This is a genomic window from Pseudomonas sp. SO81 (genome assembly GCF_030374125.1).
Taxonomy (GTDB): Bacteria; Pseudomonadota; Gammaproteobacteria; order Pseudomonadales; family Pseudomonadaceae; genus Aquipseudomonas.
The window spans coordinates 4,618,958-4,643,946 of the sequence record NZ_CP126126.1; the positions used below are offsets into that span (position 1 = coordinate 4,618,958).

At 61.5% G+C, this 24,989-nt stretch carries 25 protein-coding genes, 2 tRNA genes and 1 pseudogene; 22 read left to right on the plus strand and 6 right to left on the minus strand.

Features of this window, described 5'->3' with window-relative positions; translation table 11 throughout:
• The 12 genes from OH686_RS22135 to OH686_RS22190 all read left to right on the plus strand — a co-directional run bounded on the left by OH686_RS22135 (position 1) and on the right by OH686_RS22190 (position 11,877).
• The gene (locus tag OH686_RS22135) at positions 1-921 is read left to right on the plus strand and encodes a glycosyltransferase family 2 protein (protein ID WP_289535264.1); all 921 of its coding nucleotides are present in this window, start codon (positions 1-3) and stop codon (positions 919-921) included.
• On the plus strand, positions 918-1,748 hold the full coding sequence (locus OH686_RS22140; RefSeq protein WP_289535266.1) for an NAD-dependent epimerase/dehydratase family protein: 831 nt from the start codon (positions 918-920) through the stop codon (positions 1,746-1,748). Before OH686_RS22135 ends, OH686_RS22140 begins: the two co-directional genes overlap by 4 nt.
• Positions 1,745-2,704, plus strand: coding sequence for a glycosyltransferase family 2 protein (locus OH686_RS22145; RefSeq protein WP_289535267.1), 960 nt, complete (start codon positions 1,745-1,747; stop codon positions 2,702-2,704). Before OH686_RS22140 ends, OH686_RS22145 begins: the two co-directional genes overlap by 4 nt.
• The gene (locus tag OH686_RS22150; RefSeq protein WP_289535268.1) at positions 2,694-4,154 is read left to right on the plus strand and encodes an O-antigen ligase family protein; all 1,461 of its coding nucleotides are present in this window, start codon (positions 2,694-2,696) and stop codon (positions 4,152-4,154) included. Before OH686_RS22145 ends, OH686_RS22150 begins: the two co-directional genes overlap by 11 nt.
• Positions 4,151-5,407, plus strand: coding sequence for a glycosyltransferase family 4 protein (locus tag OH686_RS22155; RefSeq protein ID WP_289535270.1), 1,257 nt, complete (start codon positions 4,151-4,153; stop codon positions 5,405-5,407). The genes OH686_RS22150 and OH686_RS22155 overlap by 4 nt, the downstream gene beginning before the upstream one ends.
• Positions 5,404-6,240 (plus strand): class I SAM-dependent methyltransferase, encoded by an 837-nt coding sequence (locus OH686_RS22160; RefSeq protein WP_289535272.1) that lies wholly within the window; start codon positions 5,404-5,406, stop codon positions 6,238-6,240. Before OH686_RS22155 ends, OH686_RS22160 begins: the two co-directional genes overlap by 4 nt.
• Positions 6,237-7,355 carry an acyltransferase family protein gene (locus OH686_RS22165; protein ID WP_289535273.1) on the plus strand — a complete coding sequence of 373 codons (1,119 nt, stop codon included), beginning with the start codon at positions 6,237-6,239 and terminating at the stop codon, positions 7,353-7,355. Before OH686_RS22160 ends, OH686_RS22165 begins: the two co-directional genes overlap by 4 nt.
• Before the next feature lie 10 nt (positions 7,356-7,365).
• On the plus strand, positions 7,366-7,983 hold the full coding sequence (locus OH686_RS22170) for a P-loop NTPase family protein (RefSeq protein WP_289535275.1): 618 nt from the start codon (positions 7,366-7,368) through the stop codon (positions 7,981-7,983).
• Between the two features lie 119 nt (positions 7,984-8,102).
• On the plus strand, positions 8,103-8,771 hold the full coding sequence (locus OH686_RS22175; RefSeq protein WP_289535277.1) for a polysaccharide biosynthesis/export family protein: 669 nt from the start codon (positions 8,103-8,105) through the stop codon (positions 8,769-8,771).
• Complete coding sequence (locus OH686_RS22180; protein ID WP_289535278.1) at positions 8,771-9,937, plus strand: glycoside hydrolase 5 family protein; 1,167 nt, start codon at positions 8,771-8,773, stop codon at positions 9,935-9,937. The genes OH686_RS22175 and OH686_RS22180 overlap by 1 nt, the downstream gene beginning before the upstream one ends.
• Positions 9,934-11,454, plus strand: coding sequence for a GumC family protein (locus OH686_RS22185; protein ID WP_289535279.1), 1,521 nt, complete (start codon positions 9,934-9,936; stop codon positions 11,452-11,454). Before OH686_RS22180 ends, OH686_RS22185 begins: the two co-directional genes overlap by 4 nt.
• 117 nt (positions 11,455-11,571) lie before the next feature.
• Positions 11,572-11,877 carry a DUF2388 domain-containing protein gene (locus tag OH686_RS22190; protein WP_289535280.1) on the plus strand — a complete coding sequence of 102 codons (306 nt, stop codon included), beginning with the start codon at positions 11,572-11,574 and terminating at the stop codon, positions 11,875-11,877.
• Between the two features lie 57 nt (positions 11,878-11,934).
• Here the strand turns inward: OH686_RS22190 and OH686_RS22195 are convergent, their stop codons facing one another.
• Positions 11,935-13,218: an NAD(P)/FAD-dependent oxidoreductase gene (locus OH686_RS22195; RefSeq protein WP_289535282.1), complete on the minus strand. Its 1,284-nt coding sequence runs from the start codon at positions 13,216-13,218 to the stop codon at positions 11,935-11,937.
• 185 nt (positions 13,219-13,403) lie between these two features.
• Between OH686_RS22195 and OH686_RS22200 the strand changes: the two genes are divergently transcribed.
• From OH686_RS22200 to OH686_RS22245, 10 genes are all read left to right on the plus strand, one after another.
• A tRNA-Val gene (locus OH686_RS22200) sits at positions 13,404-13,480 on the plus strand.
• Between the two features lie 224 nt (positions 13,481-13,704).
• Positions 13,705-15,627 carry a threonine--tRNA ligase gene (thrS, locus tag OH686_RS22205; protein WP_289535284.1) on the plus strand — a complete coding sequence of 641 codons (1,923 nt, stop codon included), beginning with the start codon at positions 13,705-13,707 and terminating at the stop codon, positions 15,625-15,627.
• On the plus strand, positions 15,627-16,178 hold the full coding sequence (gene infC / locus OH686_RS22210) for a translation initiation factor IF-3 (RefSeq protein ID WP_289539119.1): 552 nt from the start codon (positions 15,627-15,629) through the stop codon (positions 16,176-16,178). The genes thrS and infC overlap by 1 nt, the downstream gene beginning before the upstream one ends.
• A gap of 60 nt (positions 16,179-16,238) precedes the next feature.
• Complete coding sequence (gene rpmI / locus OH686_RS22215; RefSeq protein ID WP_021701550.1) at positions 16,239-16,433, plus strand: 50S ribosomal protein L35; 195 nt, start codon at positions 16,239-16,241, stop codon at positions 16,431-16,433.
• A gap of 30 nt (positions 16,434-16,463) precedes the next feature.
• The gene (gene rplT / locus OH686_RS22220) at positions 16,464-16,820 is read left to right on the plus strand and encodes a 50S ribosomal protein L20 (RefSeq protein WP_003243409.1); all 357 of its coding nucleotides are present in this window, start codon (positions 16,464-16,466) and stop codon (positions 16,818-16,820) included.
• 95 nt (positions 16,821-16,915) lie between these two features.
• Positions 16,916-17,932 (plus strand): phenylalanine--tRNA ligase subunit alpha, encoded by a 1,017-nt coding sequence (gene pheS, locus OH686_RS22225; RefSeq protein ID WP_289535290.1) that lies wholly within the window; start codon positions 16,916-16,918, stop codon positions 17,930-17,932.
• Between the two features lie 42 nt (positions 17,933-17,974).
• Complete coding sequence (gene pheT, locus OH686_RS22230) at positions 17,975-20,353, plus strand: phenylalanine--tRNA ligase subunit beta (RefSeq protein ID WP_289535292.1); 2,379 nt, start codon at positions 17,975-17,977, stop codon at positions 20,351-20,353.
• Positions 20,354-20,356: 3 nt separating this feature from the next.
• Positions 20,357-20,659 carry an integration host factor subunit alpha gene (gene ihfA / locus OH686_RS22235; RefSeq protein WP_002553164.1) on the plus strand — a complete coding sequence of 101 codons (303 nt, stop codon included), beginning with the start codon at positions 20,357-20,359 and terminating at the stop codon, positions 20,657-20,659.
• The gene (locus OH686_RS22240; protein WP_043310659.1) at positions 20,640-20,996 is read left to right on the plus strand and encodes a MerR family transcriptional regulator; all 357 of its coding nucleotides are present in this window, start codon (positions 20,640-20,642) and stop codon (positions 20,994-20,996) included. The genes ihfA and OH686_RS22240 overlap by 20 nt, the downstream gene beginning before the upstream one ends.
• Before the next feature lie 82 nt (positions 20,997-21,078).
• A tRNA-Pro gene (locus OH686_RS22245) sits at positions 21,079-21,155 on the plus strand.
• A gap of 287 nt (positions 21,156-21,442) precedes the next feature.
• On the opposite strand, the gene umuC is transcribed toward OH686_RS22245, so the two are convergent.
• From umuC to OH686_RS22265, 5 genes and pseudogenes are all read right to left on the minus strand, one after another.
• Entirely contained in the window at positions 21,443-22,717 is a 1,275-nt protein-coding gene (gene umuC / locus OH686_RS22250; protein ID WP_289535295.1) for a translesion error-prone DNA polymerase V subunit UmuC, read from the minus strand.
• A complete protein-coding gene (locus tag OH686_RS23250; RefSeq protein ID WP_354005267.1) occupies positions 22,710-22,961 on the minus strand; it encodes a LexA family protein in 252 nt (83 codons plus the stop codon). The genes umuC and OH686_RS23250 overlap by 8 nt, the downstream gene beginning before the upstream one ends.
• On the minus strand, positions 22,958-23,146 hold the full coding sequence (locus OH686_RS23255; RefSeq protein ID WP_354005268.1) for a S24/S26 family peptidase: 189 nt from the start codon (positions 23,144-23,146) through the stop codon (positions 22,958-22,960). The genes OH686_RS23250 and OH686_RS23255 overlap by 4 nt, the downstream gene beginning before the upstream one ends.
• A gap of 307 nt (positions 23,147-23,453) precedes the next feature.
• Positions 23,454-23,987, minus strand: a pseudogene (locus OH686_RS22260) (plasmid pRiA4b ORF-3 family protein).
• A 14-nt stretch (positions 23,988-24,001) separates the two neighbouring features.
• Positions 24,002-24,877: a WYL domain-containing protein gene (locus OH686_RS22265; protein WP_289535297.1), complete on the minus strand. Its 876-nt coding sequence runs from the start codon at positions 24,875-24,877 to the stop codon at positions 24,002-24,004.
• Between the last annotated feature and the right edge of the window lie 112 nt (positions 24,878-24,989).

Genomic DNA, 24,989 nt, shown 5'->3' on the forward strand with positions numbered 1-24,989 from the left:
GTGGCACGCAGCAGCGTGGTGATACTCACGCTCAACGCCGAGCACCATCTGCCGGGTCTTTTTGCCTGCTTTGCGGCGTTACCCGAAGCACCACGCCGGGTGCTGTTCATCGACTCGGATTCGAGCGACGCCAGCGCCGAACTCATCCGAACCGCCGGCTTCGAATTGCATGCCATTCGTCGTAGCGAGTTCGGCCATGGCAGCACCCGCAACCTTGGACTCTCCCTGTGCGCCGACAGTGAGTTCGTGGTGTTTCTCACCCAGGACGCCTGCCCGCAAGGTGCTGATTGGCTGGAGCAACTGCTGGAGCCTTTCGCCGATCCTCAGGTGGCGCTGGTCTATGGCCGCCAGCTGCCCAGGCCGGGATCGAAACTCGCCGAGCGCTTCGCCAGGGAGTTCAACTACCCAGCCCTGGCGGATCGAACCGGTATCGCCGATCTGGCATCACGTGGCATCAGGGCCGTGTTCTGCTCTAATTCCTTCTCTGCTTATCGGTGCCAGACGCTGCGGGCGGCGGGTGGCTTCCCCGAAGCGCTGCCCATGGGCGAGGACATGGCCGCGGCCCTACGTCTGCTCCAGCGCGGCGGCGTGCGCGTCTATCAGCCCTCGGCGCTGGCGGTGCACAGCCATTCCTATAGCCTGGCGCAGGAGCTGCGGCGTTATTTCGATATCGGCACCCTGATGGCCATGGACGATGAGTTGAGCCGGGTACGCCTGGCGTCCTCGGGCGAAGGCATGCGTTTCCTGCGCGGCGAGTTGTCGGAAGCGTTGAGCCCGTTGCGACCACTGGCGGTGATCGGTGTGCTGGCGCGTACCTTCTGCAAATACTTGGGCTTCGCTCTAGGGCAGCGCTATCGGTTGCTGCCGCTGAGCTGGCGGCAGCGCCTGAGCATGCATGCCTACTTCTGGAGCCAACCATGACGGTGGCAGTGATAGGGCAGGGCAGCTTCATCGGTCGGGCGCTGAAGGCACGCCCGGAAACAGCCGGCTGGCGCTTCGTCGGTTGGCGCCAGGCGCTGCTGGAGGAGGACTGGCTGGAGGGCGTGGATTGCCTGATCAACTGCGCCTTCGACGACTCGCTCAAGCGCGAGCCCTACAGCGCCTCCCGCGACATCGACCTGCAGCTGGGGGAGCGTTTGCTGAGCCGCCCCGAGGTGCGCTACCTGATGCTCAGCTCGCGCATGGTCTATGGTCCGGCACCGGCCGGAGGGCGTCTGCACGAAGCCCTGCCGACGCAACCCGTCAATCCTTACGGGATGGCCAAGCTGCACGGCGAGGAAGCGCTGGCGGCACTGCTGGGGGATCGCCTCACGGTGCTGCGGCTGAGCAACGTCTGCGGCTACGAGCTGGAGGAAGGGCGGCGCAGCTTCTTTGCCATGGCGTCGCGCAGCCTGGTCGGGGATGCGCGGGTCGTGCTGGATATGAGTCCCTTCGTCGAACGCGACTTCCTGCCGGTCGAGATCCTGGCGTCCTGGCTCCCGCAGATTGTGTCGCGATTGCAGCCGGGGTTGTACAACCTCGGCGCCGGTCACGGCACGCCCACTGGGCGAATCGCCCAATGGCTTATCGAGGGCCACGGTTCCGGCCAATTGCTGGTGAGCGATCTGCGCGAACATGACGGTTTCTGGCTGGACATGCAGCGGAGCCGTGAGGCATTCGGGGTTAGCGGGCTGGACGAGGATTTCCTGCGGGCATACTGCCGGGCGCTGGGTGCGCGTCTGCGCGAAGAGGGAGGAGCGGCGGTATGAGTACGACGCTGACGGTATCCATCGTCAACTACAAGACTCCGGCGCTGGTGGTGGAGTGCATCGACTCCCTCAAGCGCTTCGCACCCACGAACGTGGCTTTGCAGATCGCGGTGGTGGACAACGATTCCGGCGATGGCAGCCTGACGCTCATCGGCAGCGCGCACCCGGACGTACGTCTGATCGATGCTGGAGCCAACTTAGGCTTCGCCGCCGGTAACAACCTGGTACTGCGTGACTGCCGCAGCGACTATGTGCTGCTGCTGAACAGCGATGCATTGGTCGAGGCCGGCACTCTGAATCGCATGATCCGGGCATTGGAGCAGAACCCACAGGTAGGGGCCGTCAGCGGTCGGGTAGTGAACGCGTCGGATGGGGCCGACCAGGACTATCCCTGTCGCTTCCCGACGCCGCTGGAGATGTTCCGCCGTGCCCTGCACGGTCCGCAGTTTCCGGCCGTAGGCCAAGAGTCGCCCGTAGTTCTGGAGCGCCTGCATGGCGCCTGCATGATGATCCGTGGCTCGTTGCTGATCGGCGTCGGTGTTCTGGATGAAGGCTTCTTCATGTACGACGAGGATGTGGACTGGTGCACTCGCGCTGGCAACGCCGGCTGGTCCTTGTGGCTGTTACCCGATGCACGGGTGCTGCACCATGGCGGGCGTTCCTCGGGCAGGGCGCCCAGTGGCCAGCGGGCTCGTCCGGAGCTGAGTGCCACCGCCCTGCGCATGCGCTATGAGCTGCGCCGCAGCCGCTATCGCTTGTATCGCAAGCACCGAGCACTGTGGGAGTTGTGCCTACTCAAACTGTTTACCGACCTGGTGATGTTGCTGGGCAGTGCCCGGGCTGCCCTGCTGTATCTGGTGCCGGAACGCCGAGAAGGAGCGCTGGCCCTGCTGCGTTCCAACCTGCGGGTGATGGGTATGAACCCTTTTGCCGAGGAGGTCGGGCGTGGCGTCTGAGGCCTGGCTCGCCGAACACGGCAGCATCGTCCACCGTGGAGTGCTTTTGGCATTCCCGCTGGGCTTCGCCTTGGCGCTGCTCACGACGCTCTATCCACTGCCGGGCATGGCTTTGGGGTTGGGGTTGGGGGGCGCGCTGCTGCTGAGTCGGCATCCGGGGCTGGTGCTGGTTCCGTTCGTGATCAGCCTGGCCATCCCGATTCAGAAGGCCTTGGGCGGCATCCCGGTCAACGCTGCCGACGGCCTGCTGGTGATCTGGTGTCTGCTCTGGCCCTTCATGCTGATGCGCGAAGAGGGACCGCGGCTGGAGCGCTGGCGCGCGCCCATCCTGGTGCGCGCGATTACCCCATTCCTCATCGCCATTTGCCTGGCACAGGTGAGCTCGATCGCCCAAGGCAACAGCCTCAAGCAGCTGCTGCGCATCGTTGAGTGGTTCATGGTGCTGCCGCTACTGATGCTGGTATTTCGCCCCGACCCGCGCTTCTGGCTTTTCGCTGCGCTGACCCTGCTGCTGGTGCCTTGCTTGTTCGCCGTGGACGGGCTTTACGAGCTTGCCAGCAATGGCACCCGTATTACCGGCATGCTGGGTATTCCGGTGCCCATTCCTGAGGGTGACCTGGCCCAGATCCGCCATACCTTCGACATCTCCGGGCGGGCGGGCAGCGCCTTCGGTGGTGCACAGGGCCTGGCCATGTACTTGGTGATGTGCATGAGCGTGGCCATTGCCCACCTGTTCCTGTCACCTCGCCCCTGGTTGCGACTGCTGGCGGGTCTGTGCCTGCTAGTGTGTCTGGCCGGCCTGGCGGCAACCAAGTCCAGGGGCGGCTTGCTGGGAGCGTTGACGCTGGTGCTGGTCATGCAGTTGGTGCTGCGCCCGGGGTTGCTGCGCTGGCTGGTGCTGGTAGGGCTGTTTGGTGCCCTGGGCCTGCTGGCGGTGCTGGCCCTATCTCCCACCTGGGACGGTACCCTTGCCGGCCTCGTGCCTGGGCGACCCGAAGCTGTGCTGGATCGCCTGATCATCTGGGGCGTGGTGTTCGATGTGTTCAAGGACAATCCGCTGCTGGGCGTCGGGCTGGGCAATTTCCGCGACGAGTTCTTTGCTCGCAGCGTGACCCTGAATGTGGAGCTGGGCTATGCCTCCTTGCATGCCCACAACACCTATCTGGAAATACTCGCTGGTACTGGCCTGCTTGGCCTGCTGGGATATGTGGCGTTTCTCGTGATCGTGGCCCGCGCACTGGCCCGGCGCTGGCGCGAGCGCCTGAAGGACGACGCTGCACCCTTCACCCTGGCGGCGATCGGTACGCTAGCGGCCTACATGGTATTCGCCTCGGTGGACATGCTCCTGCTGCAGAACATGCACTTCCTGCTGGTGGTGCTGCTCGGTCTGGGGCTGAGTGATAGTCGCGCCGAGGCATTCGGCCTGGCTCGGTTGGGGGACGCTCGATGAGAATCCTCCTGCTGGTGGAGACCCTGACCATAGGTGGCCTGCCCAACTACGTGTTGGAGCTGGCTCGTGCTTGCGCTGAACGCGGTCACAGCGTTGCGCTGGCCCATGGTGGTGGAGCAGTACCGGAGTTCCTCGACTGCCGCGGGGTAGCTCTGCTGCCGCTGACCAGGACAGGGCTGGCCCAACCTAGTGCGGCCGAGGAAGCATTGGCGGCTCTGCAGGCCTGGCGTCCGGATCTGCTGCACCTGCACCTGTGCAGTGATTTGCCGCTGCTGCGCCTGTTGCCGCGCCTGGGCGTGCCGCTACTTCGCTCCTTCCACGATTACACCTCCATGTGCCTGCGGCGTGGTCGTCGGCGTTTCCCGGGCGACCGTTGCCAGAAGCCTCTGGGCTGGAGCTGCGCCTTGCAAGGTTGCCTGGTTGGCCCGTCCCGGAGCGGTGGACGCCTGCCAGCGCTGCAGGACCTGCCGGGCAAACTGGAAGAGCGCGCTGCCTATCAGGCTTTCTCGGCCTCCGTGGTGGGGAGTCGACACATGAGTCGTGTGCTGTTGCTGAACGGCTTCGCCGAGCAGCGGGTAAGGGTGGTGCCTTATTTCAGCCGCTTCGATCAGCAGGCCCTGGGCGTGTTGCCCATGGGCGATGACAAGCATGACGGAGTGCCGGGGCGAGATCGGCCCCTGCATTTGCTGTTTACCGGCCAGGCGGTCAAGGGCAAGGGTCTAGAGGTGCTGGTGCGCGCCCTGGCTAATGTACAGGGCGACTGGCGATTGGTCTCTGTATCGTCCGGTCCGCGCCTGTCGGCTGCACGCGCGCTGGCTCAACGGCTGGGCATCGCCGAGCGCATCGAGTTCATCGAGTGGCTGCCCCAAGAGCGCCTTGCCGGCTACTACCGTCGCGCCGACCTCTTCGTGCTGCCCTCAGTCTGGGACGATCCTGGCCCTCTGGTTGGAATCGAGGCCATGGCATTCGAGACGCCGGTGCTGGCCTTCCCGGTGGGCGGCATTCCCGACTATGTACTGGATGGGCGCACCGGCTTTCTCACCAAGAGCGTCGGCGCTGCTCCCCTGACCGAGACATTGCAACGTGCCATGGACGAGGCTTCCAACCTGGCAGAACTGGGGCGCGAGGCCCGGGCACTGGTCGCGCGCAACCATACCCGCAGCCGTCACCTGGACACATTGCTGGATCTATATACGAACCTGCTCTCGGTGAAACTGTCCCCGGGGCCGAAGGTGGAGGAGCTGTTCCCATGATGATCCGCTGGGCAAGAAAGCTGGCCCCCTCGCTCGCCACGCTGAGCTACAACCCGGTTCTCAAGCATGTGCTGTCTCTGGGGGACGTCATGCCTGGGCTGCTCTTCCAGGAATTCCGCAATCTGCCGCCGAACTATATGCGCGTACGCATCGGTGCCGGCTCGAAGCTGTTTCACAACCAAATCGTCTACCTGACTGCCGCGCGTAATTTCTGGTACTACATGATGGAGAAAGGCTTCGTCGGCCTGGACTCGCACATCGTCGACATCGGCGTGGGCTGTGGGCGCTATGCCCATCACATGCGCGACTACGACTTCAAGGGGGAGCGCTTCACCGGTCACTACACCGGCATCGACATCGACGACGAGATGCTCGCCTGGTGCCGCGATCATTTCGACGCCGAGCGCTTCGATTTCGTCAAGTCCACCCACAGCAGCGCTACCTATCGCAACGATGATGGGCGCAAGGCCTTCTACTCGATTCCCCTGGATGACGCTAGCGCCGATCTGGTGTTTTCCACCTCGCTCTACACCCACCTGCTGGAGGAGGAGTTGCACAACTACTGCGCCGAGTCCTTCCGCATCCTGAGACCGGGCAGTTGCATGGCCATGTACGTGTTCTGCCTGGACTTCCCGCCGCCTACCTTCATGACCCGCCATACCTTTGCCCATCGCATCGGTGCTGCCGCAGTGGAGTCGCTGGCCAATCCGGAGGCGGCGGTCGCCTACGAGTCGAGTTATCTGATCGACCTGTGCAAGCGCATCGGCTTCAGCGAGGTCTCCATCAAGACGGTCAAGGGCGAATCCCAGCCCTTGCTGCTGGCCCTTCGATGACTACCCTGCTGCGGAGCATCAGCGAACTCTACGGTCAAGCCCTGTCTCCGGCAGTGGTGCACCGTGGGGAGCTGCTCAGCGTTCAACGGTTGCGCGGGCTGGCAGTGTTCATGGTGCTGGTCGTGCATCTCCTGGATGTGGCTCACAAGCTTCCCGGCTGGGAGCAGGCCGGGCGCCTGTACATCGATCGTCTGGGCTACTCGGCGCCGGACATGTTCTTCGTGATCAGCGGCTTCATCATGTCCTACATCACCTTCACCACGCGCTTCGAGCCGCGGCGCTGGTTGATCAGCCGCTTCTTCAGGATTTTCCCGTTGTACATGTTCTTCACCGGCCTGCTGGTGATGCTCTGGCTGTACAACCCGAACATGACCATGGGCTCGGGGAGCCATGACTGGGAGTCGGTCACGCAGTCCCTGCTGATGCTGCCCCAGGAGCGTTTGCCGCTGCTGTTCGTGGGCTGGACTGTTGAGCACGAGCTGGTGTTCTACGCCACTGTGTTCTTGGTGGCCCGCTTCCTCGGTTCCCGCTGGCTACTGACGGTGATGCTCGGGCTCTCGGTTCTGGCGCTCTGCAAGTGGTGCCTGCAGGCATGGAGCGACGTGAGCTTCTGGGACTTCCATGTTTTGTCGCTGTACATGCTGCAGTTCACCATGGGGGCACTGGTCTACCGCCACTGGGAGTGGCTGCGCCGCTTTGGCCAGTGGCGCCCGCTGGCTCTCGCCGCCGTTCTGGTTGTGCTGGGCATGCTGTTCGCCGAGTCCGGCGAGATCAACCAGGAAAACCCCATACGGGTGCTGGCTTTTGGTGGCGCATACAGCCTCTTGCTGCTGACGCTGCTGAACCGCGAGAAAGTGCAGCGCGAGGCAGGGCGTCAGTGGACCCAGCGCGACATCATGGTTCGCCTGGGCGATGCGTCCTACTCCATCTACCTGACCCATCCCTTTGTACTAGGAGTGTTCGGCAAGCTGTACCTCTATCTGATGCCTTCGGCCAGTACGGCCTGGATGCTGGTGGTCGCCTCCTTCCTGGCGACCCTGGCTGTGGGCATGGCAGCCCATGTGCTGCTGGAGAAACCCATCATCGAAATCGGCAAGCGCCTGAGCAAGGCCTGAAGGGAGCACCATGAACGCTGTCAATCCTCAACCCCTGCCGCTGCCCGCCGAGGACCGTCGCCTGGCGCAGCCGATGCAGGAGCTCATGGCCCGGGTTCTGCGGGAGGCTCGTGAGCGCCAGTTCAATCAGTTGATGTTCGTTGGCGTCGCCCGCCGGGTCGGCGCCAGCTTCATTGCCCAGCAGGCCGCCGAAGAAATGGCGGCGGCCTTCGGCCAGGTACTGGTGGTGGAGGTGTCCGAGCAGGCGCCGGCAGCCGAGGGGCTGGAGGGCGACCTCGATCGTCTGTGCAGCCCCGGCCGCTCGGTGGCCCGGGTTGGTCTCTCTCAGGCTGATGCCCTGCGCCTGTTTGGTATCGGCAACGCGGACACCGAAGCCTTGTTCGAGCGCCTCAACCAACGCTTCGCCCTGGTGCTATGGGATATGCCGCCGCCCACCCAGTCGCCGGTGGCGATGGTGGCCGCCAAGTGCATGAGCGGTGTGGTGCTGGTCGCCCAGGCCAATCGGACGCGGCGCCAGGTTGCGCAATATGCGGCACGGCGCCTGCAGGAGAGTGGCGGGGAGCTGCTCGGCTTGGTGCTCAATCGCAGTCTCAACTTCATTCCCGACTGGCTGTACCGCTGGTTGTGAAGCGATCAATCATTCTTGTGAAGGGACTATCCGTTATGGCGGTACTGGGGGGAGGCAGGGTTTTCCTGCTTTTAGCAGCTTTGCTGGCTGGGGGGTGCACATCCATCGAAGTCGAAGACATGCCGGGCGCCGATGGGTTGGCACTGGTTGGCCGGGACGGCCTGGTGCCGGATCAGCAGTACTACATCCGTCCCGGGGACGATCTGGACATCAAGTTCTTTTACACCCAGGAGCTGAATGACACGGCCGTGGTGCGTCCCGACGGCTACATTTCATTGCAGCTGGTCGATGATGTGAAAGTGGCCGGCCTGACGCCGCAGCAGGTGGATGACCTGCTGACGGAGAAATACGCCAAGCACCTGAAGGATCCGGCGATCTCGGTGATCGTGCGCTCCTTCAAGGGCTTCCGCGCCTACGTGGGCGGCGAAGTGGCCGTACCCCAGGTAGTTTCCCTGGAGAGCGGCATGTCGGTGATGCAGGCGATCTACAGGGTGGGTGGAACGCTGCCGACGGCCAACATGGAGTCCATCGTGCTGATCCGCAAGGGTAGCCAAGGCGAGCCGATCCCCTACCACCTGGACCTGAGCGACGAGGCCATCGCCGCCGGTCGTCCGGATCTGCAGGTCGCCCTTACACCGTCGGACATCGTCTACATACCGCGGTCGCCAATTGCCAACGCCAACAAGTGGGTACAGCAGTACATTACCGATTTGGTGCTGTTCAAAGGCGTGCAGCTGGGCTTCGGCGTCAACTACATCATCGATCGGGATGACGACGGAGACAACTGATGAACACGATGGACCGCTTAGCACCGTATGGTGTGGTCCGGCCTTGGATACTGCTGCTGTGCCTGCTGCTGGCGCTCCCGCGTGTCCATGCCGAACCACTCTCTATCGGCATCAATGCCATGTGGGGGCCGGGTGACGAGCCGACTCTGCGCAAGCGGTTCCAAAAGGCGCGCGCCCTGGGCGTGACTCAGGTGCGGTTGGACTGGGAGTGGCGCCGCGTAGAGGCGACGCGTGGCAAGTACGAGTGGCGCAGCATGGATACCCTGGTGCGGGTCGCGCAGGAGGAGGGGATCGAGCTGCTGCCGATCGTCCATTACGCGCCGAACTGGGCGTTGCGCCCAGAGAGCAAGCCAGCCGATGTCTACGAGATGGCGCCCAAGGAAGAGGCATTTGCCGACTATGCACGCTTCCTCAAGGCCTGCATCGAGCGTTATGGCCCGGGTGGCAAGTTCACGCCGATCCTCTACTGGCAGGTGTGGAACGAGCCCAACATCAAGAACTTCTGGGGGCCGGAGCCGGACGCCATTGCTTTCACCCGCCTGATGCGTCAGGTGCAGCGGGAGACGCGCGAGTTGCGGCCTGCTGTAAAGCTGGTGCACGCAGGGCTGTCCAAGTCCGATCTGATCTTCTTCTGGCAGTTGTGGGAAGCCGATCCGCACTATGGCGATACCTTTGACATCATGGCGGTGCACCCTTACCTGTTCGACTGGTGGGATGGTGTGCGCGAACCCGATGAGATGGATGACGACGATTCGGAGTACGCCGCCCTCGGTGTGGTGGGCAGTCACGATGATCCGGGGTATCTGGGCAAGGTTTTCAACCTGCAGTTGATGATGATGCTCAAGGGGTATCCGGGTAAGCCGATCTGGATTACCGAAATGGGCTACTTCGTGGCCGACAACCGCCTCGGTGTCACCGACGCGGAGCAAGCCAGACGCCTGCGCGATACCGTGGACTTCGTCGAGCTGCGCCTCACCGACAAGCCCTTCGGTCAGGGTATTCAGGGCGAGCTTGCCGCCAACGTGCAGCGTCTTTACTGGTTCTCGCTCGAGGACTACCCATCCCCGGACGGTCTTGGGACCTTCGGAGTGTTCCGTTCCAATGGCACCCAGCGTCCCGCTGCGGAGGCCCTGCGCAATGAAGTCAATCAGGTGAGTGCGCCATGAATCTCCGCGATATCCTCAACGTCCTCTTCAAGCGTCGCTTGGTGATTGGCTGCTTCTTCCTCGCTGCGGTGATCGGTGGTTACGCCGGCCTCAAGCTAGTATCACCGACCTACGAGTCAACCGCGCGCCTGCTGGTGCGCATCGGCCAGGAAGACATCTATATGCCGGTACTGGCCTCCAGCCAGTTCCGTACGCCGATGATGTCGGTGGTGCGTGAGGAGCAGCTGCACTCCGAGTCGGGCATCCTCACAAGCGTCGACCTGGCGCAGAAGGTGGTGCAGGAGCTGACGCCGCAGGCGCTGTTCCCGGGCATCGACGTCAACCATCCCTGGTATACCCCCAAGGGCTGGGTGCAGATGGCAAAAAGCGCTTACAACGGGTTGGAGAATTACTTCTTCCCGCTCTCCGCCGATCGCACGGTGGAGGGGCAGGCCATTACCCGTTTCGTCAAGGATCTTAGTGCCGAGGCGGTGAAGAGCTCGAACATCATCGAGGTGACATTGCGCAGCAAAGTCCCCGAGGCAGCCGCCAATGGAGTTAATGCCCTGGTGAAGCAGTACCTGGGCGAGCGTGTGCGCATCTACCAGCGAGAGCAGGCTGGTTTCTTCACCGATCAGCTGACGTTGCTGGACAGTCAACTGGCTGATACCGAGAAGGCCGTGGACCGCTTCCGTGGTGACCAACAGATCGTCGATGTCGACAAACAGCGCAGCCAGCAAATGGAGCGCCTGGGCGACGTGCGCAAACAGATCGACGTGCTCAAGGTTTCGGTGAGCCAGGCCGAGCGACAAAACCAAGTGTTGCGTGACCAGTTGACATCCGTACCTGCTACTACCCAGCTATCGGGCGCCGAGTCGGCCAACAACTTCTCCATCAGTGAGATGAACAAGCAACTGGCAGACCTGCAGCGGCAGGAGGCTGATATAGTCCAGCGCTTCTCAGCCGACGATCCGCGTCTGCGCTCGGTGCGCGAGGAGATCGGTGTGGTGCAGAGGCTATTGAAGGAACAGGAAGGGCAGCGCTATTCATCCTCGCAGAAGGGTATCAACCCCCTATATGCACGCCTGCGTGACGATCTGCTCAAGAGCGATTCGCAGCTGGCTGGTCTGCGCCAGGCCCTGGACAACTGGTTGGCTCTGGAGCGCGAGGCCTTGGATCGGCTCAATGTGCTGAACGCGCAGGAGGCTGAATATAAGCGCCTGGTGCAGCAACTGGATGTGCTGCGCGATACTCGCAAACTCTACCTGGAAAAGACCGAGGAGACTCGCTTCCTCTCCGCCCAGGCGGCAGCCAAGATAGGCAACGTCTCGGTAGTGAACTGGGGGGCAATCAACAATCGCCCGGTGAGCCCCAAGCTCTGGCTGGTGTTGCTGGGCGTGTTGGTGGTGGGGCTGTTCGGCGGGATTGGGCTGGCGTTCGTGGTTGAGTTTCTGGATGACAGTCTCAAATCAGACGCCGATGTGATGCGCTATCTCAAATTGCCGGTAATCGCCAAGGTGCCTGAGCTGGCCCGCTGACCTTATTTTGGTGGAGTCTGCTGCTCGCGTTGCAGGCTCATTGGCTGCTATACCTTGATGAGGGCGCTGGCATTGTTCAGCCGATGCCGCATCTACATATTTACAGGAGTTCGCATCATGCAAAACAAACACTGGCTAGCTGTTTTGGCAATGGGGCTGAGCCTGCAGGTAGGGGCTACCAGCTTCGTGGTGACCACTGACGGTATCGTCAACTCGGTGGAAGGTACCAGCGACGTCACCTCATCCTCGTTTGGTGACGACAAGGTAGTGCGAGAGGCCAAGGATGATGCCGCGAGCTTCGTTGCCAGCCAGGGCGACATTCGTGGCGCTCACCTGGAGGCGGCCTTCCAGCACATTCGCGGCAAGCTGCCGGAGCTGCAGGTGAACGACATGCAATTGGCCCAGGCCATCCTCGCCTTGTGAGTTGATAGCGGAATGAAAAAACGGCGCCCTGAGGCGCCGTTTTCGTTTGTGGCGAGGTTAAACGCCCAGCTTATCGCGCAGGCTGTAGTACCAGGCGCCCAGAGCACTGAACGGCACCTGGAACAGACGGCCACCTGGGAACGGGTAGTGCGGCAGACTGGCGAAGGCGTCGAAGCGTTCGGCCTGGCCGCGCAGGGTTTCCGCCAGCAGCTTGCCGGCCAGGTGGGTGTAGGTCACGCCATGACCGCTGCAGCCCTGGGAGTAGTAGATGTTGTCGCCGAGGCGACCGACCTGGGGCAGGCGCGACAGGGTCAGCAGGAAGTTGCCGGTCCAGGCGAAGTCGATCTTCACGTCCTTCAGTTGGGGGAAGGTTTTAAGCATCTTCGGGCGGATGATCGCCTCGATGTTTGCCGGATCGCGGGCGCCGTAGACCACGCCGCCACCGAAGATCAGGCGCTTGTCCGCGGTCAGGCGGTAGTAGTCGAGCAGGTAGTTGCAGTCCTCGACGCAGTAGTCCTGCGGCAGCAGGCTCTTGGCCTGCGCGTCGGACAGCGGCTCGGTGGTGATCACCTGGGTGCCGCAAGGCATGGACTTGCTGGCCAGCTCCGGTAGCAGGTTACCCAGGTAGGCATTGCCAGCGACCACCACGAACTTGGCTTTCACGCGGCCTTCGGGGGTGTGCACCACCGGGTTGGCGCCGCGCTCGACGCGGACCGCCGGGCTCTGCTCGTAAATGATGCCGCCCAGCGACTCCACGGCTGCCGCCTCGCCCAGGGCCAGGTTGAGCGGGTGGATATGGCCACCACTCATGTCCAGCATGCCGCCGACATAACTGTCGGTGTCCACCACTTCGCGGATGCGCTTCTCGTCCAGCAGCTCCAGCTGGGTATGGCCGTAGCGCTCCCACAGCTTCTTCTGCGACTCCAGGTGCTTCATGTGCTTGGAGGTGTTGGCGGCGAACACGCCACCGTCCTTCAGGTCGCACTGGATGTCGTACTTGGCGATACGCTCGCGGATGATGCGGCCGCCCTCGAAGGCCATGTCGCCGAGCAGCTTGGCGTGTTTCGGGTCGACGGTGCGCTCGATCACGTCGATGTCGCGGCTATAGCTGTTGACGATCTGGCCGCCATTACGGCCGGAAGCGCCGAAGCCGACCTTGGCGGCCTCGACGATGGTCACTTTGAAGCCGTTCTCCAGCAGGAACAGGGCGGTGGAGAGGCCGGTGTAGCCAGCGCCGATGATGCAGACATCGGTCTCGGTCTCACCCTGGAGAGCCGGTCGCTGCGGCACCGGATTGGCCGAGGCGGCGTAATAGGACTGGGGATAGGGGGTGTGCGCCATATTTGAACCTATGTTCTTTATTTTTTACGGAATGAGCCGATGCTACCCGAGTCAAAATGCGCCGGCTAGCCTCTGTGCAAAATTTTTAACGTGGCGCTGCGCGGCAAAAAATCCAATGTTTCAGAGGCTTAGCGAAAAAAGGTGTTGACACCCCGGCGAATCTCCCTAAAATGCGCCTCCATTGCAGGCACATAGCTCAGTTGGTTAGAGCACCACCTTGACATGGTGGGGGTCGTTGGTTCGAGTCCAATTGTGCCTACCAAATCCGAAAGGGGTCGTACATACGACCCCTTTTTTATTGGCTGCTTGTCAGGGCTAAGGCTTTCTGGAAGCATCCGCGATTCGTTTACCTCCAGTGACTGCGGTCTGTCCCGGTTTGCCGCAAGGCTCCTGCCATCGTCTGGCAGGCATATCGCCGGATCGCTTCCTGGCTCATCCCAACCCACGTGACCTTTGGTAGGGGTCACCACTAGGAGAGGAGGCGCCATGCCCATTATTACTCTTCCCGACGGCAGTCAGCGTTCGTTCGATCGTCCCGTGTCCGTGCTCGAGGTGGCCCAGTCCATTGGTGCCGGTCTGGCCAAGGCTACCCTGGCCGGCAAGGTCAACGGCAAGCAGGTGGACGCCTGTGACTTGATCGAAAACGATGCAACCCTGCAGATTCTCACGCCGAAGGACGATGAGGGGCTGGAGATCATCCGTCACTCCTGTGCGCACCTGGTCGGCCACGCGGTCAAGCAGCTCTATCCGAACGCCAAGATGGTGATCGGTCCGGTGATCGAGGAGGGCTTCTATTACGACATCGCCATCGATCGTCCCTTCACGCCTGAAGACATGGCCGCCATCGAAAAGCGTATGGCCGAGCTGATCGACAAGGATTACGACGTCATCAAGAAGATGACTCCGCGTGCCGAAGTCATCGAGCTGTTCAAGGCGCGTGGCGAGGAATACAAGCTGCGCCTGATCGACGATATGCCGGACGAGCAGGCCATGGGCCTGTACTTCCATGAAGAATACGTCGACATGTGCCGCGGCCCGCACGTGCCCAACACCCGCTTCCTCAAATCCTTCAAGCTGACCAAGATTTCCGGTGCCTACTGGCGCGGCGACTCGAAGAACGAGCAGCTGCAGCGCATCTATGGCACCGCCTGGGCGGACAAGAAGCAGCTGGCCGCCTATATCCAGCGCATCGAGGAAGCCGAGAAGCGCGACCATCGTCGCATCGGCAAGCAGCTGGATCTGTTCCACCTGCAGGAAGAAGCGCCGGGCATGGTGTTCTGGCATCCGGCCGGCTGGACCGTCTACCAGGTCCTGGAGCAGTACATGCGCCAGGTGCAGCGCGAGCATGGTTATGTCGAGGTGCGCACGCCGCAGGTGGTGGATCGCATCCTCTGGGAGCGCTCGGGTCACTGGTCGAACTACGCCGAGAACATGTTCACCACCAATTCGGAAAACCGCGACTATGCGGTGAAGCCGATGAACTGCCCGTGCCACGTGCAGATCTTCAACCAAGGCCTGAAGTCCTACCGCGACCTGCCGCTGCGCCTGGCCGAATTCGGTGCCTGCCACCGCAACGAGCCGTCCGGCGCGCTGCACGGCATCATGCGTGTGCGCGGCTTCACTCAGGATGACGCGCACATCTTCTGCACCGAAGATCAGGTGAAGAAAGAGGCGGCCGATTTCATCAAGCTCACTCTGCAGGTGTATTCGGACTTCGGCTTCTCCGATATCTCGATGAAACTGTCCACTCGTCCGGCCAAGCGTGTGGGTTCCGACGAGCTGTGGGATCGCGCCGAGGGTGCCCTGGCGGATGCGCTGAACGAGTCCGGTCTGGAGTGGGAATACCAGCCGGGCGAGGGCGCGTTCTACGGTCCGAAGATCGAATTCACCCTCAAGGACTGCCTGGGTCGTAACTGGCAGTGCGGCACCCTGCAGTACGATCCGAACCTTCCGGAGCGGCTGGATGCCAGCTATATCGCCGAAGATAACAGCCGTATCCGTCCGGTCATGCTGCACCGCGCCATTCTTGGTTCCTTCGAACGCTTCATCGGCATGCTCATCGAGCACTACGCCGGTGCGTTCCCGTCCTGGCTGGCCCCAGTCCAGGCGGTGATCATGAATATCACCGACAAGCAGGCCGATTTTGCCCTGGAAGTCGAGAAAACTCTCAACCAAAGCGGGTTCCGTGCCAAGTCTGACTTGAGAAACGAAAAAATCGGCTTTAAAATCCGCGAGCATACTTTGCTCAAGGTTCCCTATCTCCTGGTTATTGGCGACAGGGAAGTTGAGACACGATCCGTTGCTGTGCGTACCCGCGAAGGTGTCGACCTGGGCTCAATGCCTCTGGAACAGTTCGCCGAACAGCTCAAGCAAGCGGTTTCCCGGCGTGGTCGCCAAGATTCGGAGTAATCATTATTAAGCGTGAAATGAGACAGGATAAGCGGGCCGTCCCAAAGGCACCGATCAACGAGAACATCACCGCACGTGAAGTCCGCCTGATTGGCGCGGATGGCGAGCAGATCGGGATTGTTTCGATTGATGAGGCACTGCGTGTGGCTGAAGAAGCCAAGCTGGATCTGGTAGAGATCTCCGCTGACGCAGTTCCGCCAGTTTGCCGCATCATGGACTACGGCAAGCACCTGTTCGAGAAGAAGAAGCAAGCTGCTATCGCGAAGAAGAACCAGCACCAGCAGCAGATCAAAGAAATCAAGTTTCGTCCAGGGACGGAAGAAGGGGATTACCAGGTAAAACTACGCAACCTGGTACGTTTCCTTAATGAAGGGGACAAGGCCAAGGTATCCTTGCGATTCCGTGGTCGTGAGATGGCCCACCAGGAGCTGGGTATGGAGCTGTTGAAGCGGGTCGAATCCGACCTCGCCGAACTCGGCATCGTAGAACAGCATCCTAAGCTGGAAGGACGCCAGCTGATGATGGTCATCGCTCCCAAGAAGCGTAAATAACCTCCCGGGCACTGGCAGGCCTGATGGTTATCAGTTGTTAATGAATGCGGAGTACCAAACATGCCAAAGATGAAAACCAAAAGCGGCGCGGCCAAGCGTTTCCTGAAAACTGCTGCCGGCTACAAGCACAAGCACGCTTTCAAGAGCCACATCCTGACCAAAATGTCCACCAAGCGTAAGCGTCAACTTCGCGGTAGCGAACTGATGCATCCGTCGGACAAGGCAAAAGTCGAGCGCATGCTGCGCGTTCGTTAATTCGGTCAAGATATTTAGAGGTAATTACTCATGGCTCGTGTTAAGCGTGGCGTTATCGCTCGTGCTCGTCACAAAAAAATCCTGAAACTCGCCAAAGGCTACTACGGCGCACGTTCGCGCGTGTTCCGCGTTGCCAAGCAGGCTGTGATCAAGGCAGGCCAATACGCCTACCGTGACCGCCGTCAGCGCAAGCGTCAGTTCCGCGCTCTGTGGATCGCTCGTATCAACGCTGGTGCTCGCGTCAACGGTCTGTCCTACAGCCGTCTGATCGCTGGCTTGAAAAAAGCGTCGATCGAAATCGACCGCAAGGTTCTGGCCGATCTGGCAGTGAACGAAAAAGCGGCGTTTGCTGCGATTGTCGAGAAAGCTAAGGCCGTTCTGGCTTAAGTCCCCCGACAATCACCGGGCTCGCCCGGTGGCAACGTCAAAGATAGGGGAAGAGCCTTCAAGCTCTTCCCCTATTTCGTATCTGGAGTCCGTACATGGAAAACCTGGATGCATTGGTCTCGCAAGCGCTTGAGGCCGTGCAAAACACCGCAGACGTGAACACCCTGGAACAGCTCCGGGTTCAGTATCTCGGCAAGAAGGGCGAACTGACCGTCCTGATGCAGACCCTGGGCAAGCTGTCGGCCGAAGAACGTCCGCAGGCTGGCGCCTTGATCAACGCTGCCAAGAATCAGGTTCAGGACGCCCTGAACGCCCGCAAATCTGTGCTTGAGCAGGCCCTGCTCGCCGAGAAGCTGGCGTCCGAGCGTATCGACGTGACCCTGCCTGGCCGCGGCCAGGCCTCCGGTGGCCTGCACCCGGTCACCCGCACCCTCGAGCGTGTCGAGCAGTTCTTCACTCATATCGGTTACAGCGTGGCCGAGGGGCCGGAAGTCGAAGACGACTACCACAACTTCGAAGCCCTCAATATCCCCGGCCACCACCCGGCGCGGGCGATGCACGACACCTTTTATTTCAACGCGAACATGCTGCTGCGCACCCACACCTCGCCGGTGCAGGTGCGCACCATGGAATCGCAGCAGCCGCCGATCCGCATCGTCTGCCCCGGCCGTGTGTACCGCTGCGACTCCGATATCACCCACTCGCCGATGTTCCACCAGGTCGAAGGCCTGCTGGTCGACGAGGGCATCAGCTTTGCCGACCTCAAGGGCACCATCGAGGAGTTCCTCCGGGTGTTCTTCGAGAAGCCGCTGGGTGTGCGTTTCCGCCCGTCCTTCTTCCCCTTCACCGAGCCATCGGCCGAAGTCGACATGCAGTGCGTGATGTGCTCCGGCAAGGGCTGCCGCGTGTGTAAGCAGACCGGCTGGCTGGAAGTGATGGGCTGCGGCATGGTGCATCCGAACGTCCTGCGCATGTCCGGCATCGATCCGGAGAAGTACTCCGGCTTCGCCTTCGGCATGGGCGTCGAGCGTCTGGCCATGCTGCGTTATGGCGTCAATGACCTGCGCCTGTTCTTCGATAACGACCTGCGGTTCCTGGCGCAATTCCGCTAGCCGCACGCCCCGTATCGAATTCGCTTAAGGAGAACAGACAGCATGAAATTCAGTGAACAGTGGCTGCGCAGCTGGGTAAACCCGGCAGTTTCGCGCGACGAGCTGGTGGCCCGCCTATCCATGGTCGGCCTGGAAGTGGACGCCGTGATCCCGGTCGCCGGCCAGTTCAGTGGCGTGGTGGTGGGCGAGATCCTCAGCGCCGAACAGCACCCGGACGCCGACAAACTGCGCGTATGCCAGGTCAGCAACGGCAGCGCCACCTTCCAGGTGGTCTGCGGCGCGCCCAATGCTCGTGCCGGCATCAAGATTCCGTTCGCCATGATCGGCGCCGAGCTGCCGGGCGACTTCAAGATCAAGCAGGCCAAGCTCCGCGGCGTGGAGTCCCAGGGCATGCTCTGCTCGGCCTCCGAGCTGCAGGTCAGCGACGACAACAACGGCCTGATGGAGCTGGCGGCAGACGCTCCGGTCGGTCAGAGCTTGCGCGACTACCTCGGTCTGGACGATGCCAGCATCGAGATCGGCCTGACCCCGAACCGTGGCGATTGTCTGTCGCTGGCCGGCCTGGCCCGCGAAGTCGGCGCCATCTACGCCGCCCCGGTAACGGCTGTCTCCGTTGCCCCAGTCGCCGCCGCCCATGACGAAGTACGCCCGGTCGAAGTACTGGCCTCCAAGGCCTGCCCGCGCTACCTGGGTCGCGTCGTCCGCAACGTCGACCTGTCCAAGCCGACTCCGCTGTGGATGGTCGAACGCCTGCGTCGTTCCGACATCCGCAGCATCGACGCCGCCGTCGACGTCACCAACTACGTGATGCTCGAACTCGGCCAGCCGATGCACGCCTTCGATCTCGCTGAGATCAATGGCGGCATCCGTGTGCGCATGGCGGAAGAGGGCGAGAAGCTGGTCCTGCTGGACGGCCAGGAAGTCAGCCTGCGCGCCGACACCCTGGTGATCGCCGACCACAACCGTGCCCTGGCCATCGCCGGCGTGATGGGTGGCGAGCACAGCGGCGTCAGCGACAAGACCCGTGACCTGTTCCTGGAAAGCGCTTTCTTCGACACCATCTCGGTGGCCGGCAAGGCTCGTTCCTATGGCCTGCACACCGACTCCTCGCACCGCTTCGAGCGTGGCGTGGACTCGCAGTTGGCGCGCAGCGCCATGGAGCGCGCGACTGCGCTTCTGCTGGAGATTGTTGGCGGCGAAGCCGGCCCGATCATCGAAGTGGCCAGCGCCGCCGACCTGCCGAACGTCGCGCCGATCACCCTGCGTGCCGAGCGCATCAGCCAGATGCTGAGCATGGATATGGACGACGCCGAGGTCGAGCGCCTGCTCAATGCGCTGGGCCTGAACACCGTCGCCCAGGGCGCCGGCCAGTGGCAGGTCAGCGTGCCGAGCCACCGCTTCGACATCAGCCTGGAAGTGGACCTGATCGAAGAGCTGGGCCGCCTGTACGGCTACAACCGCCTGCCGGTGCGCTACCCGCAGGCCCGCCTGGCCCCGCAGGCCAAGGCCGAGGCCCGTGCCGAGCTGCCGGCCCTGCGTCGCCTGCTGGTCGCGCGCGGTTATCAGGAAGCCATCACCTACAGCTTCATCGATCCCAAGCTGTTCGAGCTGTTCAATCCGGGCGTGGTGCCGCTGCAGCTGGCCAACCCGATCTCCGCCGACATGGCCGCCATGCGTTCCTCGCTCTGGCCGGGCCTGGTCAAGGCACTGGAGCACAACCTCAACCGCCAGCAGTCGCGTGTGCGTCTGTTCGAGAGCGGCCTGCGCTTCATCGGCCAGCTCGAAGGCCTGAAGCAGGAAGCTATGCTGGCTGGCGTGATCAGCGGCAGCCGCCTGCCGGAAGGCTGGGCCAACGGCCGTGAGAGCGTGGACTTCTACGATCTCAAGGCCGATGTCGAGGCGCTGCTGGGCTATGCCGGCGCCGCCGATGCCTTCAGTTTCGTACCTGGCGAGCATCCGGCCCTGCACCCGGGCCAGACCGCACGCATTGAGCGGGAAGGGCGCCTGGTTGGTTTCCTTGGTGCAATGCACCCGGAGCTGGCCAAGACCCTGGGCTTGGATCAGCCGGTATTCCTCTTCGAGCTGGTACTAGCCGAAGTGGCCACCGGGCGCATGCCGGCGTTCAGCGAGCTGTCACGCTTCCCCGAGGTACGCCGCGACTTGGCCCTGCTGGTGGACCGCGAGCAGCCGGCAGAAGCCGTGCTCTCCACCATCCGCGAGGCCGCTGGCGAGTGGCTGACGGACCTCAGACTGTTTGACGTGTATCACGGTAAAGGCATTGATCCACATAGAAAAAGCCTTGCCGTTGGCTTGACCTGGCAACATCCATCGCGCACTCTTAACGACGATGAGGTGAATACAACTACGCAAAACATCATCACCTCGCTGGAAGAAAGGTTCAACGCCACGTTAAGGAAGTAGCGTATGGGGGCTCTGACGAAAGCTGAGATGGCGGAACGTCTGTATGAAGAGCTTGGCCTGAATAAGCGGGAAGCCAAGGAGTTGGTGGAGCTGTTTTTCGAGGAAATCCGCCACGCGCTGGAAGACAACGAACAGGTCAAATTGTCCGGTTTCGGCAATTTCGACCTGCGCGACAAACGTCAGCGCCCAGGTCGAAATCCCAAGACAGGCGAAGAAATCCCGATCACGGCTCGCCGTGTTGTCACCTTTCGTCCGGGCCAGAAATTGAAGGCCAGAGTAGAGGCATATGCTGGAACCAAGTCATAACGACGAGCTGCCGCCTATCCCTGGCAAACGCTACTTCACCATCGGCGAAGTCAGCGACCTCTGTGCCGTCAAGCCTCATGTTTTGCGTTACTGGGAGCAGGAGTTTCCTCAGCTCAATCCGGTGAAGCGGCGGGGCAACCGTCGCTACTATCAGCGCCAAGACGTGCTGATGATTCGTCAGATCCGAGCGCTCCTGTACGACCAGGGCTTCACCATCGGTGGGGCGCGTCAGCGTCTCTCTGGCGACGAAGCCAAGGACGACACCACCCAGTACAAGCAGCTGATCCGGCAGATGATTGCCGAACTCGAGGATGTTCTGCTAGTGCTTCGCAAGTAAGTGCCCAGCGGTAAAAAAAACTTCCACAATTCAGCAGCTTATTGTAAAGTCCTCCCCGCTTTCGGTAACACGGAAGCATCGTCGGGGCGTAGCGCAGCCCGGTAGCGCACTTGCATGGGGTGCAAGGGGTCGAGTGTTCGAATCACTCCGTCCCGACCAAAAAACCCTAGAAAATCCAGTCACTTAGCAGTGACTGGATTTTTTTATGGGTGCGATTTTTCAACCCAACTCCTGAGGACCACTTGTGGTGACCGTTTGGTGACCGTTTGTGCGGAGCTTGCACTGATCTTGTCCGTACGGGACTGTATTCGCCTTGTTTCCTGCGGGGCCATTTTGATAATGCTCACCAGCTCATATATGGCTGGTTGCTTCAGCTGAGCAGGCCACTGTCTAACTTCCTATGGCCGTATCCTGTCCTTCAAAGCAAGCGGTGGCTTTATGCGTGCTTACAGAGCTTTAGCTACAAGTAGATCTGTCCACCGTATGGTATAGGCGGGTGACAGAAATTCTCTGCGCATTGGCCACTCCGCGGGCTTGGCCGTTCTTCCTGGCTGCAATGTGCTCCGCCCCCAGCGGCTGTTGATCTCATCTAGGGTGCTCATCAGTCGCTCGGTTCTGATGGGCTGCTCGGGTGCGAACAGATCCGGTGTGTACTCATTCTTTCGGCAGAGATCCAATAGCAGCACCTGCGCCTTGGCGTAGCTGAAACCATCGCGGTACACCTGCTTTAGCCCAGTCTGAACGGCCTGGATGATCAGCCGGCTGTCATCGGTAGGGTAGGGCAATTGGCAGAGGATGCCGTTGGCATATTTGACTTCAGCGGGGTTGAACATCCCCGTGCGCAGGCTGACGCGCACTTGCCGGCAAAGTGATTCCTGCTTGCGCAGTTTTTCGGCGGCACGTATGGCATAGGCGGCGACGGCCTCCTGGATAGGGGCTAATTCGCGCAGTCGTTTACCGAAGGAGCGACTGGAGCAGATCTCCTGCTTGGGTTCGATCTCGCTCTCAATCTCCAGGCAGGCTATTCCGCGCAGTTCTCGCACGGTCTTCTCCACCACCAGGTTGAACCGCTTGCGCAGCGTCCAGGCGTCCATCTGCGCCAGCTCCCAGGCCGCTTTGATCTGCATGCCTTCTAGGTGTGCGCGTAGGCGCGGGCCGATACCCCAGACCTCTTCAACCGGTATAGCCTTGAGCAGCTTGTCACGCCGAACAGAGTCGCGAATATCTACGACGCCCCCGGTATGTTTTAGCCAGCGTTTGGCGGCGGCATTGGCCAGCTTGGCCAGCGTCTTGGTGGTGGCGATGCCAACGCCAACGGGAATTCTGGTTTTCTGTTTCACCTCCGCCTGTACCTGACGGCCTATCGACCCCAGTGGTTCGGGAAGGCCGGTCATATCGGCGAAGGCTTCTTCGATGCTGTAGACCTCGACGCTCGGGAAGCTGGCCTCCAGGATGGTCATCACGCGTTCGCTCATGTCGCCATACAGTGCGTAGTTGCTGCTGAAGGCCACGATGCCGTGGCGCTTGAGGTCGCCACGAATCTCGTGAAAGAGCGCGCCCATCTTCACGAAAGGTTTGGCATCGGCAGACCTAGCGATGACGCAGCCGTCGTTATTGCTGAGCACCACGATGGGCGTGCGCTGCAGATCGGGGCGAAATACGCGCTCGCAGCTGGCATAGAAGCTGTTGCAATCGATCAGCGCGTAGACCGGCTCAGCCATGGTTCAGGTGATTGCGCAGGCTATGGGTGACGACGCCCCAGATCATCAGCTCATCCTGCTCCAGGATGTAGCGCGGCGAGTAGGCGGAATTCTCCGAGCGCAATACGAATTGCCCCTGGTCCTGCGCCAGGCGTTTCACAAATACATCGCCGTTGAGGCATGCCACCACCACCTGTCCGGGGCGGGCTTGCAGCGCACGACTGACGATCAGGTGGTCGTTATCGAAGATGCCGGCGCCGATCATGCTGTCACCGCTGACGCGACCACATAGGTGTGCGGGGCCTGCATATCCAGCAGCGCATCGAGCGACAGCTTGTGCTCCATGTGATCAAGTGCAGGGCTGGGAAAGCCGTCCGGGACTCGCGCATCGAAGAGAGGGAGGGCGGTGCCGCTGCGCTGCAGCAGGCTGAGGATGAGGGCGTTGCTCATGATGGGCTGACCGATAACTGTATTTATATACAGTATTGAGGGCTCCGTCATTTCGACAAGGCGCGTTCGTCGCCAACGTGCGGGGTCTGCACGGATTGTTTACAGGCGAAAAGTAGACAGATCGCCCTGGCAGGCGGTTCTCGCTAGGTTGTGGGCAACCGACCAGGAGGACTTCCTATGATCTTGCTGCCCACCCTTAGCGATCTTTTGCCGCTGGCGCTGGTGCTGCCCGCACTGATCGGGCTGGCCAAGCTGGCCTATGGCGGTGCTGCGAATTAAGCGCTAGCCGCGCTTGGCAGCGCTGGCCTCAGCCCCAGAAGTTATTGCAGATCCGCTGCACCGCCGCGTTGGCGGCGCGCCGGTCAAACAGCTCGGGATCAAAGCTGCCGCTTGAAGCCAGAAAGTCCAAGTAACCCGGCACGCCACCCACATCTTCCGGCGGGCAGGCGCGGGCTCCATCGAGTACCTCACACCAGGTGCCGGTGAAGTCGCAGGGCTCGATGCTCTCCACGGCAATCACGTGCTGCCAGCTGTCGCCGAAGTCGTAGAGATAGCGCAGCCGGTCTGCCTCCTTGAGTACGCGGCGCAGTTTGCTCTTACGGTCATCCAGCGCATTGTCGTACATCTACATCAGCTCGGCATCCAGCGGCAGGTAGCGATGGATGCCGTCGCTGAACTCATGCAGGTGGCTGCTGTGCCAGCCAAAGGCTGCCTGGATGAAGTGGTGCAGCTTGCGCAGGGTGCAGTCGCCGCTCACCCTGATGCGCCGCCAGATCGGTGGATCGAGCTGCAATGGCTCTAGCTGGATATGTAGGGTGTAAAGCAGGGGGTGGGAGGCCATACGGGCTCCATTTGTCAGTGATAAAGCCAGGGCTTCAGTTCATCGAGGTTGGCTACGACAATCTGCTGAGCCTCCGCCTTGGCATGCACCTTGGTCGGGTCGATCTGGTAGCGCTGCAACACGTACTGCACCAGCGCGCCACGGGTCTCGATCAGTAGCTGGCCGTTCTGCATGCCGTAGTCTGCTTCAATAATGGCGCGCTGCTCGTGCTTCAGGCGCGAGTCGGGCTCGATGACCACCGCGAGCTCGGTATTCCACCCGCTATCTAAATCCTGGCTGTGCTCAGACTGGTCATCCATAAGCCCCGGTTCACCCCGAAAACGGCTGAGCACGAAGTCCCGGTAATCTCTGTTCTTCTCGCAGTAAGCGCGCACATGCCAACGCATGCCGGTGTAGATCAGTGTATGCGGTGCGATCAGGCGAGTTTCACCGTCAGGCGTGTTGAAGGACACATACTCGCACTCCAGCCGCAGCCCCTCGCGGCAGGCCTTGAGTAGCGGGCGCAGCACCTCTGGGCGTACCGAGCGATCCGGCACCTCCAGTACCTCGGTGTGCGCATAGGCCAGCGCGAGCCCTTCGATGTGTGGTGCGCGGTCGTGATTCTGGTTGAGCAGGTGCAGGTAGGCGCTGGCACTGTCATCGATGAACAGCGGTTTGAAGTGGCGGCTCGGCACATACCCCTTCAAATGCTTGTCGTATTCCAGGTTCTTAGGCGCGTAGTCGGTGATGTAGGAGTTGATGTCCTTCGACGCCTGCTGCCTGCTGATGCCGAAGCTCTGCATCAAATGGCCCGTGGTCAAACGGCCCTCCCACCAGGCGATGGTCTCGATCAGGCGGTAGCGCAGGGCCAGATCCCAGCGCACTGACTCAATGGCTTGCTTGCGTTTCATGGCCTCTCCATCTGCTCGAAAACTTTACCTGTACGTGTAAACACCGTGGATGCGTCGATTTAGGCTACATATCCTGTGGCTGTCATTCAAGTTGCATCACTGATGCATGTAG

Bases quoted from the DNA above. Each gene is read 5' to 3' on its own strand.
- OH686_RS22140 (WP_289535266.1), top strand. From the start codon at position 918: ATGACGGTGGCAGTGATAGGGCAGGGCAGCTTCATCGGTCGGGCGCTG.
- OH686_RS22145 (WP_289535267.1), top strand. From the start codon at position 1,745: ATGAGTACGACGCTGACGGTATCCATCGTCAACTACAAGACTCCGGCG.
- OH686_RS22155 (WP_289535270.1), top strand. From the start codon at position 4,151: ATGAGAATCCTCCTGCTGGTGGAGACCCTGACCATAGGTGGCCTGCCC.
- OH686_RS22160 (WP_289535272.1), top strand. From the start codon at position 5,404: ATGATGATCCGCTGGGCAAGAAAGCTGGCCCCCTCGCTCGCCACGCTG.
- OH686_RS22165 (WP_289535273.1), top strand. From the start codon at position 6,237: ATGACTACCCTGCTGCGGAGCATCAGCGAACTCTACGGTCAAGCCCTG.
- OH686_RS22170 (WP_289535275.1), top strand. From the start codon at position 7,366: ATGAACGCTGTCAATCCTCAACCCCTGCCGCTGCCCGCCGAGGACCGT.
- OH686_RS22175 (WP_289535277.1), top strand. From the start codon at position 8,103: ATGCCGGGCGCCGATGGGTTGGCACTGGTTGGCCGGGACGGCCTGGTG.
- OH686_RS22180 (WP_289535278.1), top strand. From the start codon at position 8,771: ATGAACACGATGGACCGCTTAGCACCGTATGGTGTGGTCCGGCCTTGG.
- OH686_RS22185 (WP_289535279.1), top strand. From the start codon at position 9,934: ATGAATCTCCGCGATATCCTCAACGTCCTCTTCAAGCGTCGCTTGGTG.
- OH686_RS22190 (WP_289535280.1), top strand. From the start codon at position 11,572: ATGCAAAACAAACACTGGCTAGCTGTTTTGGCAATGGGGCTGAGCCTG.
- OH686_RS22195 (WP_289535282.1), bottom strand. From the start codon at position 13,218: ATGGCGCACACCCCCTATCCCCAGTCCTATTACGCCGCCTCGGCCAAT.
- thrS (WP_289535284.1), top strand. From the start codon at position 13,705: ATGCCCATTATTACTCTTCCCGACGGCAGTCAGCGTTCGTTCGATCGT.
- rpmI (WP_021701550.1), top strand. From the start codon at position 16,239: ATGCCAAAGATGAAAACCAAAAGCGGCGCGGCCAAGCGTTTCCTGAAA.
- rplT (WP_003243409.1), top strand. From the start codon at position 16,464: ATGGCTCGTGTTAAGCGTGGCGTTATCGCTCGTGCTCGTCACAAAAAA.
- pheS (WP_289535290.1), top strand. From the start codon at position 16,916: ATGGAAAACCTGGATGCATTGGTCTCGCAAGCGCTTGAGGCCGTGCAA.
- pheT (WP_289535292.1), top strand. From the start codon at position 17,975: ATGAAATTCAGTGAACAGTGGCTGCGCAGCTGGGTAAACCCGGCAGTT.
- ihfA (WP_002553164.1), top strand. From the start codon at position 20,357: ATGGGGGCTCTGACGAAAGCTGAGATGGCGGAACGTCTGTATGAAGAG.
- OH686_RS22240 (WP_043310659.1), top strand. From the start codon at position 20,640: ATGCTGGAACCAAGTCATAACGACGAGCTGCCGCCTATCCCTGGCAAA.
- umuC (WP_289535295.1), bottom strand. From the start codon at position 22,717: ATGGCTGAGCCGGTCTACGCGCTGATCGATTGCAACAGCTTCTATGCC.
- OH686_RS23250 (WP_354005267.1), bottom strand. From the start codon at position 22,961: ATGATCGGCGCCGGCATCTTCGATAACGACCACCTGATCGTCAGTCGT.
- OH686_RS23255 (WP_354005268.1), bottom strand. From the start codon at position 23,146: ATGAGCAACGCCCTCATCCTCAGCCTGCTGCAGCGCAGCGGCACCGCC.
- OH686_RS22265 (WP_289535297.1), bottom strand. From the start codon at position 24,877: ATGAAACGCAAGCAAGCCATTGAGTCAGTGCGCTGGGATCTGGCCCTG.